Source organism: Chitinophaga polysaccharea, from assembly GCF_007829335.1.
Taxonomy (GTDB): Bacteria; Bacteroidota; Bacteroidia; order Chitinophagales; family Chitinophagaceae; genus Chitinophaga; species Chitinophaga polysaccharea_B.
Window position 1 is genome coordinate 1,238,720 of sequence record NZ_VIWO01000001.1, and the last position, 14,618, is coordinate 1,253,337.

A 14,618-nucleotide genomic window follows, 5' to 3' on the forward strand; every position below is an offset into this window, starting at 1 on the left:
ATGAAATATCTTGATAAATATATCCTGATCATCCTGGTATTGCTTACCGGAGTTTCCTGTCGTAAAGAAATGCCGGAAATCAATGATCCGCAGAATACCATTGCTGCTAATTTCAATGAAGTGTTTGACGCCTTTTGGAATGGAATGAATAATAATTATATATTCTGGGATATTGACACTGTTAATTGGGATAACGTATACAAGCAATACAAACCGCTTTTTGCCAAGTTAAACTTGAATGATTCTAATGATGTAAGAAAAGGATATACTTATTTCAAGCAGATGACAGCAGGGTTGGTTGATTCGCACTATAATATTACGTTTAACGACACCTGGCTGGTGGATTCACCCAGTATCAGTCCTTCTTATGAGCGGAAGTCGGCCAGTCCCGGTTTTCACAATCCTATTAGTATTTTTCATTTTTATGACACTATCCCGCGCAAATACCTCGACCGGGGCGGTGCTATTCGTGGATATACCAATACGGTAGATGGCTCCAATCAATATGTGGCGGTATCGGGAACTATTCAACAAAACATTCTCTATTTTTTCTTCAGCGAATTTGCCTTGAAAGAACTGTATAAAACGGACACAGCTAATGGCGTAAAAAGGGTGGAACAGTATTTCTTCGATAAACTGCAGAATACTGCCAATATCAAGGGGATTATTATTGACGTGCGTGGTAATCCCGGTGGCGCTTTGGCGGACCTTGATTTCCTGTTGGGAAGAATGATCGATAAGCAACTTGATTTCGGCTATACCCGTTCCAAACAAGGAAATGGCCGCCTGGACTATTCTCCCTGGGCGCCGGCTTTTGCAACGCCGCAGGCAGGGGCACGCAATATTACCGCACCCATTGTGATGCTGGCAGATGCCTGGTCGGCAAGTATGGCGGAAATGACTACCATGGCCGTGAAAGCGCTGCCCAACGGACATTTCGTGGGAGAACGTACCTGGGGCGCCAATGGTCCGCTGATTGGCAACCTGTTTTTTAACGGGGGCCAGTTTACCACCAATTATATGAACCTTGTATATACCTCTTCCCTCATGTTGAAATACAAGGATGGGAAAATTTATGAAGGAGTAGGATTTCCTCCGGACTTGGAAGTGAAATATGATGAAGCTGCGCTTAATTTAGGGCAGGACAAGCAATTAGAGGCTGCCATCGGGCTGATTCATTAGGTTATCAAATATTGCTTAATATTGATAAACTAAAAATACGGCCCATGTATCAGACGTTAAGCACAGCCATAGAGCAGAACATCCTGACTATTACGATTAATCGCCCGGAGAAAATGAATGCCCTTAACCAGCAGGTGCTGGCAGACCTGGCATTGGCGGTAGATGAAATATACGGCGACAAAACCATTAAAGGAGCTATTATCACCGGCGCCGGCGAAAAGGCCTTCGTAGCCGGTGCTGATATCAGTGAATTTCTTACCCTGTCGAGCAAGCAGGGAGAAGAATTGGCAAAAAAAGGTCATGTGATTTTTAAACGGATAGCCTCCTGTCCCAAACCCATCATCGCGGCGGTGAATGGTTTTGCCCTGGGCGGTGGTTGTGAACTGGCCATGGCCTGTCATTTCCGCCTGGCCAGTGAAAATGCCAAATTTGGCCAGCCGGAAGTTAACCTGGGACTGATTCCCGGCTACGGTGGTACCCAGCGGCTCACAGAGTTGATTGGCAAAGGCAAAGCCATGGAGCTGATGATGACCGGCGACATGATTACCGCTACTGAAGCCCTGTCCTGGGGACTCGTGAATCACGTGTTGAAGCCCGAAGAACTGCTGCCCAAAGCCAAAACTATCTTACTGAAAATACAAACCAAGGCGCCGCTGGCCATTGCCCGGGTGATCAAATGCGCCAATGCGGCACTGGACAAAGACGTAGACGGTTATGAACTTGAACTGAAGGAATTCGGGGCCTGCTTTGCCACCAAAGACCTGGAAGAAGGTGCAGCTGCCTTTATCCAAAAAAGACAGCCGAATTTTAAGGGAGAATAGCTTGCTGCCCTATCCTTAAAGCTGTACTTTTGTACCCTTAAAAGTTTAAGTCATGGAATTCAGAATAGAGAAAGACACAATGGGCGAGGTAAAAGTGCCTGTAAATGCCTATTATGGCGCCCAAACTCAGCGCTCCATTGAAAATTTCAAGATCGCGCAGGATATCAACAAAATGCCGAAAGAAATCATTAAGGCATTTGCTTACCTGAAGAAAGCCGCAGCTATCACCAACCTGGAAGCAGGCGTACTGCCAAAGGAAAAAAGTGACCTGATTGGCCAGGTATGTGATGAAATCCTGGAAGGTAAACTGGATAACGAATTTCCACTGGTAGTTTGGCAAACAGGCTCCGGTACCCAGTCTAACATGAACGTAAACGAAGTGGTGGCTTACCGCGCACACGTGCTTCACGGCGGTCAGCTGACTGACAAGGATAAATTCGTTCACCCGAATGATGACGTGAACAAATCGCAGTCCTCCAATGATACCTTCCCTACTGCCATGCACATTGCGGCTTACAAAATGCTGCAGGAAGTAACCATCCCGGGTATCACCAAACTGCGCGACACCCTCGCTAAAAAAGCAGAAGCCTTTAAACATATCGTGAAAATTGGCCGCACCCACTTTATGGATGCTACCCCGCTCACACTCGGACAGGAAATCAGCGGCTATGTAGCACAGCTGACGCATGGTCTGAAAGCTATCAACAACGCGCTGCCACACCTGAGCGAACTGGCACTGGGTGGTACTGCCGTAGGTACCGGCATCAATACCCCTAAGGATTATTCAGAAAATGTGGCAAAAAATATTGCCCGATTAACCGGTCTGCCTTTCGTAACGGCTGAAAATAAATTCGAGGCCCTGGCTGCACACGACGCTATCGTAGAAGCACATGGCGCCCTGAAAACTGTAGCGGTGAGCTTAATGAAGATCGCCAACGATATCCGCATGCTGAGCTCCGGTCCACGTGCAGGTATCGGTGAAATACATATCCCAGACAACGAACCGGGATCTTCTATCATGCCAGGTAAAGTAAATCCTACCCAGTGCGAAGCCCTCACCATGATTGCTGCACAGGTAATGGGTAACGATGTAGCGATCAGCGTAGGCGGCGCTAACGGCCACTTTGAGCTGAACGTATTCAAACCTGTAATGATCTTTAACTTCCTGCATTCTGCCCGCCTGATTGGTGATGGCTGCGTAAGCTTCAACGATAAATGTGCGGAAGGTATTGAGCCTATCGAAGCCAATATCCAGAAGCATGTGCAAAATTCACTGATGCTGGTAACTGCGCTCAACACCAAAATCGGCTACTACAAAGCGGCTGAAATTGCGCAGAAAGCACATAAGGAAGGCACTACCCTCAAAGAAATGGCGGTGAAGCTGGGTTATGTAACCCCTGCTGAATTTGATGAGTGGGTAGTTCCCGCACACATGGTAGGCGAAATAAAATAGTCAACTTAATATTTATGGCGAGGGCTGACCGTCGGGCAAAATTGCTTCCAGGTCAGCCCTTTTTATTGCGTTCTCCCCTATTACTGCAAAACAGGCACAGTTAATATCTGATGATAAACGGCTAATTTTTGCAAATACCGGCCATCGATTTATCTATACATTTAACTCCTTAGTACAGCAACCAAAACGATTACTTATCTAACTGTTTCCACAAAAGAGATTTTTTGTCAGTTGTCCGGCTATACGATGAAGTGTCCATTTTTAAGAAAGTGGCAGAGGGTGATGAAGCAGCCTTCCGGGTACTCTTTGACCAATACTGGGATACGGTGTATGGAGTAGCCCTCGCCCTTACCAAATCGGAGAATATGGCCAACGAGATGGCCCAGGATGTTTTTGTAAAGTTGTGGCTGAAACGGGAAAAGCTGGCAGGGGTTGAAAATTTTGAAGGATACCTGTTTACCATTGCACGTAATCATATCTATAATGTATTCAGGAAAAGAATAAAGACAGCGGCATTTACCAATCATTTACTGGACTATGCCGAAGACACTATTGCTTCCTCCGATGCCCCGGATAAGCACCTGCTCTGCCATGAGCTGGAAAAGCAGGTAGCCGGCGCCGTTGAACATCTCTCCCAACAACAACGTACTATTTATTCATTAAGCCGCCACCATGGCATGAGCCAGGAAGAAATTGCAGCGACCCTCCACATTTCCCGGCACACGGTGAAAAGCCATATGAACAAGGCTTTGCATGTGATTCGCGATTATCTCCGTCACTACAGCATACTCGAAATATTGCTTATGTGCTTCTTTGCACAGGCTACCTTTTTTGCCAGCTGAAATTTTTTTTGATTTCCACTAATACCTCCGCTTTTTCCAGGTGTCTTTATAGTAACGTTCACCTTTTTGCTTTACAATGGATAGTCAACATCTAAGAGAACTGTTGCAGCAGCACCTTAATAATGCCTTGCCTGTGGAAGATTTGCAGGCATTAATTAATCAACTGCGTGAAAACGGGCATTCAGAAGAGTTGTTGGGAGTAATTGAAGAAGCATTGGAAAGCGGGACATTTACCGGGCAGACAGATAAAGCCCGAAAGGATCAGCTTTTCCAGGACATTCTGCGGAAGACAGGTAAAGAAGATTCCGTGCCCATGGAAGAGGAAAACCAGCTGTCCATTAAAAGGCGTACTGGTATATGGAAGGCAGCCGTAGCCGCCATGATCATCTTGTTGGCAGGAACAGCTACCTATTTGATCAGGAAGTCCATTACTCATCGCGGAACTACGGTTAACCAGGTAGCCAAAGCAGATATATTGCCAGGAAGCAATAAGGCCATCCTTACACTTACAGATGGCAGCCATATTGAACTGGATAGTGCTGCCAGGGGAACCCTCACCCAGCAAGGCGCGGCGTCTGTAACGAAATTGAATAACGGTCAACTCGCCTATCAAATAAGCAATCTTACAGGAGCAGATGCAGTATATAATACGGTAACCACACCGCGTGGCGGCCAGTACCAGATTGTACTGCCAGACGGTACCAAAGTGTGGCTGAATGCGGCTTCTTCGCTGCATTTTCCTACCAGCTTTACCGGAAAAGAACGTATAGTGGAAGTAACCGGGGAGGCCTATTTTGAAGTAGCCAGGAAAGAAAACCAACCATTTAAAGTAGTAGCACAAGGAATGGAAGTAAAAGTACTGGGTACCCATTTCAATGTGAATGCTTATGCCGATGAAGCAGCCAGCAGTACTGTTTTGCTGGAAGGAAAAGTAATAGTGTCTCACCTTGGAAAAAAGGTGTTAATGAGTCCCGGCCAGCAGGCGTTGGTAAACGAGGATATCAGGATAGTGCCACATGCTGATATAGAAACGCTGATGGCCTGGAAAGCCGGCAAATTTTCCTATAATAACATGGGGTTGGAAACAATTATGCGGCAAATAGCCCGCTGGTATGATGTAGATATAATATTCGAAGATAAAATTGCTGATTCCTATAGCATGGAAATATCCAGGAATGTTCCATTATCAAAATTATTACAATTCATGGAAATCAGCGGCGGTGTTCATTTTGTGATCAATGGAAGAAAAGTTATCGTAAGAAAGTAAGACCAACATTCAGATCAACCAAGAAATTGATGCAACGAAAAACCGGGTAGTGTTTGCGGCACTGCCCGGCAGATTGTTGGATCAGTACAACTATACAATCATTTCGGGACTGACAATTGTTTACATCCAAACCTTAACAAAAGTATGCAAAATGTTCTTTGTAATTCCACTTTTTTGAATGGCTGCTATGTCGCACAGCAACGACCTCAAAAGGGATTGTGGGCCAAAACCAGATTGACAATGAAGCTGACCACGTTTCTGATCCTGGCATTCATTATACAGGCGGGCGCCGCTACGAATGCACAGACTATCACACTTTCACTGAAGAATGCCCCTCTCAGCACCGTATTTAAAGAAATCAGCCGGCAGGGAGGATATAACTTTGTTTACAACAATAGCCTGCTGGAACACACCGGCAATGTTGATCTCGAAGTAAACCATGCCAACGTGGAGGAAGTGTTGAAACAATGTTTCAAACACACCTCTATTACCTATGAAATCATCGACAAAACGATTGTTGTCCGGAAGCTTTCATCGGCAGGAAATGCTACTGTGGCTGAGCGCCAGCCTGCTGTGGCAACAACGGTAAGAGGAAGAGTAACCGGTGAAGATGGTACCCCACTCGTGGGGGTAACCGTACAAGTAAAAGGAACTTCCACCGGTATCGTTACCAAAGAAAATGGCGAATTCCAGATCAATATACCCGATGCCTCTTCTGGTATCCTGGTCTTTTCCTTCATTGGCATGGAAAGACAGGAAGTAGCGATCGGAAAGAGTGTATTCGTTACCGTTGTATTGAAAAGATTGGTCAGCCAACAGCAGGAGGTGGTAGTAGTGGGTTACGGTACGCAGAAGAAAACCACGCTGGTGGGATCTGTGGCCACCATGAAAGGAGAAGAAATTGCAAGGGTACCTACCGCCAACGTAACCAATGCCTTTGCCGGGCATATTCCCGGTGTTATTGCCAACAACCGCTCCGGCCGTCCGGGCGATGACTACTCCTCCGTATATGTGAGAGGATTCAATTCTTTTAGCGGTGGTGTAGATCCTTTGATTATCGTAGATGGTATTCCTGACCGGAATATCGACAGGCTCAATCCTAATGATATCGAAAGTGTAACCGTGCTGAAAGACGCATCTGCAGCGATTTATGGCGTACGTTCTGCCAACGGTGCCATCCTTATTACCACCAAGAGAGGAAAAGCAGGGAAGCCGGTTATTTCCTATGAGGGCTCTTATGATATCCAGCAACTGACCAGGATGGAACACCGTGTTAACTCCTGGCAGTATATGACTTATTACAATGAGCTGAATGGTTACCAGGGTAATACACTGCCCTATACACAGGCTGATATAGATAAATACAAAGCAGGAAATGATCCCAATTATACCAGCACCGACTGGCAGAAGGAAGTGTTCCGCAAAAACGCGCCGCAAACCAATCATAGCATTTCTGTAAGAGGTGGCAGCGATGCCGTGAAGTTCTTTATTTCCGGCCAATACCTGTCGCAGCAAAGCAACTGGAGCAACAGCGATGAAAATTTCAAGAACTATAACTTACGTTCCAATATTGATGCTTCCGTATCCAAAAATTTAAAGCTCACCTTCGATATCGCTGCCAGGAAGGAAGAAAGGAAATACCCTGCTATTTCTGCTGGTAGCATCTTGCATGAAACGGTGAGCATGTATCCTTTTATCCCGGTACACTGGACCAACGGGTTGCCTTCTGCCGGTATTTCAAACGGACGTAACCCTTACCTGATGATGTCGTCTGCACCGGGCTATGATAATGTAACAGATCTCTTCGTACAACCCAAAATAGGATTTGACTGGCAGCTGCCCGCTATCCTGAAAGGTTTGTCGGTGAGCGGTTATGCAGCCTTTGATTATCGCCAGAGAAGTGAAAAGAATTTCACCCGCCCGTGGGATGCATATACCTATAGCCTGTCTACCAATACATACAACAACCAGAAGACCAGCACCGCTATACTCAGCCTGTCGCAGGATGAAAGGTCCTATAACGAAAACACTTACTTCTATAAAGTGGCGTTCGACAGAACTTTCGGCAAGCACAGCATCAACGCTTTCGCAGGATATGAGCAAACTGTTTCCAATTACCGGATGACCTATGCTTATCGCAAAAACCTGGTAAGTGATCAGCTGGATCAACTCTTTACCGGTAGTGCGGTAGACCAGTTAGCCACCGGCAGCGCAAGCCAGGATGGTCGTGAAAGCTACCTGGGCAGGGTATCCTATAGTTATGCAGATAAATACCTGGCGGAGGTAGTAGGTCGTTACAATGGTTCCTTTAACTTCCCCGGAAATAAACGTTGGGGCATGTTCCCTTCTGTATCTCTTGGTTGGCGCATTTCAGAAGAACCATTTTTCAAGGATAATGTAAGATTTGTGGATAACCTGAAGCTGCGCGCTTCCTGGGGTGTAATGGGTAGCGATGCGGTATCTAAATATATGTACCTGGCCAGGTACTCACTGGTGAGCAATATGTCTTCCGACTATTCTTCCTATCCTAAAGAATATTATACTTATTTCGGTCCCAATTATTCAGAAGCCACTGCGCTGTACCTGGCCTCTATTCCCAATACCAACATTACCTGGGAAAAGCAGGATACCAGGAACATTGGGGTGGATGCCGTATTCTTCAACAATCAGCTGAGTGTAACAGCAGATTACTTTCACAACCTGCGTAAAGATATCCTTGCACCACGGAATGCGTCTGTACCATTATATACAGGCTTAACTCTGCCGGCAGAAAATATTGGCAGAACGCTGAACAGGGGCTTTGATTTTATCGTGAATTACAATGGCAAAGCCAGGGCTGTTAAATACAACGTAGGATTTAACTTCACCTATGCAAAAAGTAAAGTATTGTTCCGCGATGAAGCACCCAATATCCCGGACTACCAGAAATCAACCGGATTGCCTATCGATTCATGGGTAGTATTCCAAACTAAAGGAATTTATCATACGCAGGAAGAAGTAGATAAATCGCCGCATATGGCGGGTGCAAAGCCAGGTGATCTCTGGTTGGTGGATAAAAATAATGATGGCCTTATCACTTACGATGACCAGGTGAGGATTCCTGAATCGGCCTATCCAAAAATTGTTTTTGGTATTACGATGGGAGCAGAATACAAAGGACTGGCACTCGACCTGGTATGGGCCGGTCAAACAGAAGCCAAACAAATGATCCTGCCCCAGATGCAGGGTTCTGTGGTAGCGCCTCCACAATGGCTGTACGACGGCCGTTGGACGCCAGACAACGCCAATGCCATCTATCCAAGAGCATTTAACTCGAAAGATCCGCGTAATTCTGTATATGCCGATTTCTGGCTGGCAGATGCATCTTTTATCCGCTTGAAATCAGCCCAGCTGTCTTATATCGTCCCTAAAAATTTATATGGTCGCATCGGTATTGAAAATATCCGGGTGTTTGTGAGTGGGTTCAATCTCTTCTCTATCGACAAAATGAAGAAGTTTAATCGTGACCCGGAAACGAACAACATTACCGGTATCAATTATCCACAGACCAGGATCTATCGTGCAGGTATCAGCATAGGTCTGTAATCCATTTTATCATATTTATGGACATTTAAATTTAATTATTGTGAAAAGAATATACTGGAAAATAGGAACCGCATTAATGACCACCTTCCTGCTAATGGCATGTCAGAAAAATGTGTTGGATAAAGTGCCCCTGGATTCATTTTCTGACCAGTCGGTATGGAAAGATTTAAAGTTGGCCGAAGCATTTGCTGATTTTCAATATACAGTGTTACCTAACCCCGGGCACTACTGGGATAACCTTACCAATCGTACCTGGGCGCTCTCTTCAGCAACCGATGAAGCATTCAATAAGTTTGACGACTATAATGCTTCCATCATGAACTCAGGATCTTTAACACCCGATAACCTGGGCAACTTCGATATCTGGAGTGATACCTATAAAAGAATACAGGATTGTAATCTCTTCCTGTCTAAAATAGATGGTGTACCCGGCGATGATGCCATACGCGCCCGCCTGAAAGCAGAAATTATCTATCTGCGCGCCTATGCCTATTTTAAACTGATTAGCGACTATGGTGGTGTGCCCCTGGTAAAAAAGCCTTTTGATCTGAACAGTAATTTCCAGGCATCCCGTAGCACTTTCGATGAATGCGTAGCCTTCATTGTAGCAGAATGTGATGCCGCTGCGGCTGTATTGCCGGTAGGTTACAGCTCCGGCGCCGCCGGGCTGGGACGCGCTACCAAAGCCGCCGCCCTGGCGCTCAAATCAAAAGCCCTGCTATATGCCGCCAGCCCGCTATGGAACCCATCCAACGATAAGCAGAAATGGCAACTGGCATCTGATGCAGCCAAGGCAGTGATTGACCTGCCCGGATACCAATTATACACCGGCGGTTATGAAAATATCTTTACCACCTGGAACTCAGAAATACTCATGGCCCGCCAGGGTAACAAACAATACCAGTGGAACGCTTTCCAGGGTGTAGAAATGTTCCTGGCTCCCTGCGGCTTCCATGGCTGGTCATCCTTCGCGCCCAGCCAAAACCTGGTAGACGCTTTTGGTACTGCCGATGGAAAAGATATCACCGATGCCACATCAGGCTATAATCCGCAACAGCCCTATGTTAACAGGGATCCCCGTTTTTATAGTGATATTATTTTTGATGGAAAGCCTTATGGTAAACCTGATTTTTTCAAAGACCGCTACGCTGCAGGACATAGCAATATTGCCGAAATGTATGAAGGCGGTCTTGACTCCCAGCAGGGATGGGATACCTGGAATGCCAGCATGACAAGGTATAGCTTTAGGAAATACCAGGACACTACTTTTAATTTCAATGTAGAAACACAAACCAACAAATTCTGGATCATTTCCCGACTGGGAGAAATCTATTTAAACTATGCAGAGGCAGAGTTTAACCTGGGACATGAAGCTGTATCCCGGCAATATCTCGACCTGCTCAGGCATCGCGCTGGTATTGTAAACAACCTGCCAGGTAGCTTAACCGGTACCGCACTATTGGCCAAAATACAGAACGAACGCCGCGTGGAGTTGTGCCTGGAAGGACAGCGATACTACGATGTACGCCGCTGGAAGATAGCCGATGTAACAGAGAATACCCCGCTGGGTGGCGTAAAGATTGTTAAGAATCCTGACGGATCCAAAACCTATACCTACATAAAGGTACAGGACAGGGCATTTAAACCTCAACATTATCTTTTGCCTATTCCAAGGGAAGAAATCAGGAGAACCAATTTACCACAGAACCCCGGATATAATTAATAACCCCTCAGAATGAAAACACAATGGACGTTAGTATTACTGCTGGCGGTGGTGGGTGCATGCAAAAAAAGCAGCACCCCCGCCGGTGGTGATAAACCCGATGGCAAAATCCAGGTAGCCGTGTCAGCACCGGAAGCCGGCTATATATACCTCGACGGCGCATACACCGGCATTTCCGCCCCCGGTAATATTGCCGTAACTGCCGGTAATCACATAGTAGGCGTGGCGCTGCAAAATTCTTTTCAGTATCTCCGTAAACAAGTGGATATAACGGCAGCGGGTACGCTGAATTTTACTACTGCCGATAAACCTGTTCCTAAGGTATGGAAAGCACTCTGGATCGGAGTAAATGAAACCAAAGGCACTTCCACTACGGGAGATTGCAGCACCCATTTTTCAACAGCAGAGCTGGACCAGGGATACGATTTTTTCCGGTGGAGCCTGCAGCAGCATTTTGAAAAGTATGCTTACAACACCATACATTGGGAAGTAACCCGCAAAGATATCACCGCCCCGGTGATGCTGACGCGCGGCGCCAATAACTGGTATACCGTAGATCCCTCCACCATTGCGGATCTGATGCCTGATATTCAACCCGGCGCCTACGACTGTGTGTTTGTTTTCTGGCGTGAAAGCGAGGGCGCCTGCAGCTTTAAAAGCGGCTACTTCGGACTGGCATGGACCAACCCGCTGAAGGAAAGCATGAAAACCGGCTATGTTACCGTAAAATTTGATGCAAGCACCAGTCTCACTGACCGGATCAATTATTACAAGAATAATGACCCCGGCGTATGGGTGCATGAATGGCTGCACACCGTGGGTGAAAACTTTTACCAGGATAAAGGCCTTCAATTGCCCCATAAGGCGGGCGACGGCCTCGTAGTACATGCGGCAGAAATGTACCATTACATATTTCCGTGGATGAACTGGTATCTCGATTTCATGTCTGCCAGAGTCACCAATGTAAATGATGGCCCCAAATACCTGGGCATAGGTCCGGAAGCCTTCCTGGGCTGTTCTGTCAGGGAAAAAGCAATAAACACTTGTAATGACTGAATATTTTAAAGCGTTATGAAAAGATTGATGTATTGGATACTGGCCTTATTGGCAGCCAGTAATGCTTCGGCACAAAAGTTTGAGGGATTGGCGCCCACACCGCCCATGGGTTGGAATAGCTGGAATACTTTCCAGACAGCTATCAATGAAAAAATGATTATGGAGATAGCAGATGCCCTGGTATCCTCCGGTATGAAAGATGCGGGATATAGGTACCTGGTACTGGATGATGGCTGGATGGCCATGGAAAGGGATAGCCTGGGCAACCTCATTCCTGACCCGGTAAAATTTCCGCACGGTCTCAAAGTAGTAGTAGATTACGTACATGCGAAAGGGTTAAAATTTGGCTTGTATAACTGTGCAGGTACGCTCACCTGTGCTAAGTATCCCGGCACAAGAGGGTATGAATACCAGGACGCCCGGAACTATGCTGCATGGAATATCGACTACCTGAAATTCGACTGGTGCAATACAAATGGTATCAATGCGAAGGAAGCCTATACCACTATGAGCAAGGCGCTGCGTAAAGCGGGACACCCCATGATATTCAGTTTGTGTGAATGGGGTGTGAACAAGCCCTGGCAGTGGGGTGAACCGGTAGGCCAGCTATGGCGCACCACAGAAGATATCTACCAGGTATTCGACTCAGTGCATAACCAGGGTACCTGGGATGCGCTAAGTGTAATGCGCATTGCCGACTTACAAGATACCCTGCGCAAATACGCCGGTCCCGATCATTGGAACGACCCCGATATGCTCGAAGTAGGCAACGGCATGACTTATGAAGAAGATAAAACCCACTTTTCCCTTTGGGCCATGATGGCTGCCCCGCTGATGGCGGGCAACGATATCCGGAAAATGAGCCCACAAACGAAAGAGCTCCTTACGAATAAAAGTATTATTGCGATTGACCAGGATCCATTGGGTATCCAGGGGTTTAAATACACAGATAAAGACAGCCTGCAGGTATGGTTTAAGCCGCTTCAGCAGGGCGATTGGGCCATTTGTTTTGTGAACCGTGGCAGTCATGACAGGCCAGTTATGTTCAACTGGAAACAAACACCGGTGGTCGATCCCGTTTTCCATTATACGCTGGAGAAAAATATCGACTATACCCTGTACAACGTATGGACAGGCAAGCAAGAAGGCACGACGAAAAAGAATCTCAACGCTATATTGAAATCGCATGACGTGTTGATGTTCAGGCTAAAAAAGTAAAGGGAAACAATGAAGATACGCTTACTGCTGCTGATGATAGCAAGTTACTCGTGCACACAGGCGCAAACCCCTGCTGTTTTTACTTCATCAGACAGCGCTATGCAACGGGCTTATGAATGGGCCGGAGGTATGGTGCGGCACTACCAGGGCAACCCTGCCGACCCGGTGGGACCCTGGTATGAAGCTGCATTACCCTCCCGCATGGCCTTTTGCATGCGCGATGTAGCACACCAAACGATAGGAGCCACCATATATGGGCTGGCTAAAGAAAACAGGAATATGATCGGCGCCTTTGCACGGCATATCTCCGCAAAGAAGGACTGGTGCTCTTACTGGGAAATCAACAAGTATGGGAAACCTGCTCCTGAAGATTACCGGAACGATACCGCCTTCTGGTATAATCTCAATGCCAATTTTGATATCTTATCAGCCTGTTGGAGACTGTATCAGTGGACGGGTGATACTTCCTATATCACGGATCCGGTGCTGGTTAATTTTTTTGAAAAAACAGCCAACGAGTATATCCGTCAATGGACCCTGCAATCCGACTCACTGTTGACCAGGCCCCTGCATCCCAATGCCTCATCGCCTTTTAATCAGCAGGATAATTTCCACGTTTGCCGTGGATTACCCTCCTACGTGGAAAATGTAGCAGATCTGAAAATGGGCGTTGATCTGATCGCCACTATTTACCGGGGATTATTGTCTTATGCTGCTATTTTAAAAGCCAGGGGAAACGCGGTCAAAGCTGCACAACTGGCGCAAACTGCTGCACGATACCAACAACAGATAGAAGAGGTTTGGTGGAATGAACAGCAGGCACGTTACTACACCTGGTACAATAGCAATGGTAAGTTTGGTAACGGGGAAGGAGCCGTTTTCCTGTTATGGTTCGATGCGCTGAAAGACAGCGCCCGAAGCCGTGCAACCATCGCCCAGCTAACCGCCGGTACCTGGAATGTGGAAACCACTTCCTATTTGCCCGTAATACTGTTTAAACAAGGTTATTGGCAGAAAGCCAGCGAGTATATACTGCAACTCACAGATCCCGGTACGCCAAGACGGGAATATCCTGAAGTATCTTTTGCTGTGCTGGAAGCAATTGTAAGAGGATTGATGGGAATAGAACCGGATGCTGTGGCAAAGCGCATCACTACTTTATATCGGGCTAAAAGCGGAAGTCGCGCATCAATAAAGAATTTGCGGGTACTCCATACAACGATCGCTGTTAATCATGCACCGCAAGAAACAGTACTTCGTAATACCGGTAAAAATGCTTTCCTGTGGAAAGCCGCGTTCGCAGGAGAGTATCATACAATAAGGATTAATAATATTATCATGCCGGCCCGGCACGAGGTAGACAACAATGGGAACATGATTTCTTATGTAGAAGTAATGGCAAAAGGAAATAAAACACTTGATGCAAAAATTGGTAAATAAGCAACCCTTTGAAACCCTATAACAAAACGCC

Annotated in this window: 10 protein-coding genes; all 10 read left to right on the top strand. The window is 46.5% G+C overall.

Translation table 11 applies throughout. The features are described 5' to 3' along the window. The 10 genes from FHW36_RS05290 (at window position 1) to FHW36_RS05335 (ending at window position 14,587) form a co-directional block, all read left to right on the top strand. Window positions 1–1,182, top strand: coding sequence for a S41 family peptidase (locus FHW36_RS05290; RefSeq protein WP_145663361.1), 1,182 nt, complete (start codon window positions 1–3; stop codon window positions 1,180–1,182). Between the two features lie 44 nt (window positions 1,183–1,226). Next, a complete protein-coding gene (locus FHW36_RS05295) occupies window positions 1,227–2,003 on the top strand; it encodes an enoyl-CoA hydratase/isomerase family protein (RefSeq protein ID WP_145663365.1) in 777 nt (258 codons plus the stop codon). 52 nt (window positions 2,004–2,055) lie between these two features. After that, window positions 2,056–3,456, top strand: a complete 1,401-nt coding sequence (fumC, locus tag FHW36_RS05300) for a class II fumarate hydratase (protein WP_145663368.1) — start codon at window positions 2,056–2,058, stop codon at window positions 3,454–3,456. Between the two features lie 224 nt (window positions 3,457–3,680). Next, window positions 3,681–4,298, top strand: coding sequence for an RNA polymerase sigma factor (locus FHW36_RS05305; protein ID WP_145663371.1), 618 nt, complete (start codon window positions 3,681–3,683; stop codon window positions 4,296–4,298). A 76-nt stretch (window positions 4,299–4,374) separates the two neighbouring features. Further along, window positions 4,375–5,565, top strand: a complete 1,191-nt coding sequence (locus FHW36_RS05310) for a FecR family protein (RefSeq protein WP_145663374.1) — start codon at window positions 4,375–4,377, stop codon at window positions 5,563–5,565. Window positions 5,566–5,805: 240 nt separating this feature from the next. Further along, window positions 5,806–9,150: a SusC/RagA family TonB-linked outer membrane protein gene (locus tag FHW36_RS05315; RefSeq protein ID WP_186452311.1), complete on the top strand. Its 3,345-nt coding sequence runs from the start codon at window positions 5,806–5,808 to the stop codon at window positions 9,148–9,150. Between the two features lie 40 nt (window positions 9,151–9,190). After that, window positions 9,191–10,873, top strand: a complete 1,683-nt coding sequence (locus FHW36_RS05320; RefSeq protein ID WP_145663380.1) for a RagB/SusD family nutrient uptake outer membrane protein — start codon at window positions 9,191–9,193, stop codon at window positions 10,871–10,873. A gap of 12 nt (window positions 10,874–10,885) precedes the next feature. Continuing rightward, complete coding sequence (locus tag FHW36_RS05325) at window positions 10,886–11,929, top strand: PEGA domain-containing protein (protein ID WP_145663383.1); 1,044 nt, start codon at window positions 10,886–10,888, stop codon at window positions 11,927–11,929. A gap of 15 nt (window positions 11,930–11,944) precedes the next feature. Further along, on the top strand, window positions 11,945–13,147 hold the full coding sequence (locus tag FHW36_RS05330) for a glycoside hydrolase family 27 protein (protein ID WP_145663387.1): 1,203 nt from the start codon (window positions 11,945–11,947) through the stop codon (window positions 13,145–13,147). Between the two features lie 9 nt (window positions 13,148–13,156). Next, window positions 13,157–14,587: a glucosidase family protein gene (locus tag FHW36_RS05335; RefSeq protein WP_145663390.1), complete on the top strand. Its 1,431-nt coding sequence runs from the start codon at window positions 13,157–13,159 to the stop codon at window positions 14,585–14,587. Window positions 14,588–14,618 lie beyond the last annotated feature (31 nt).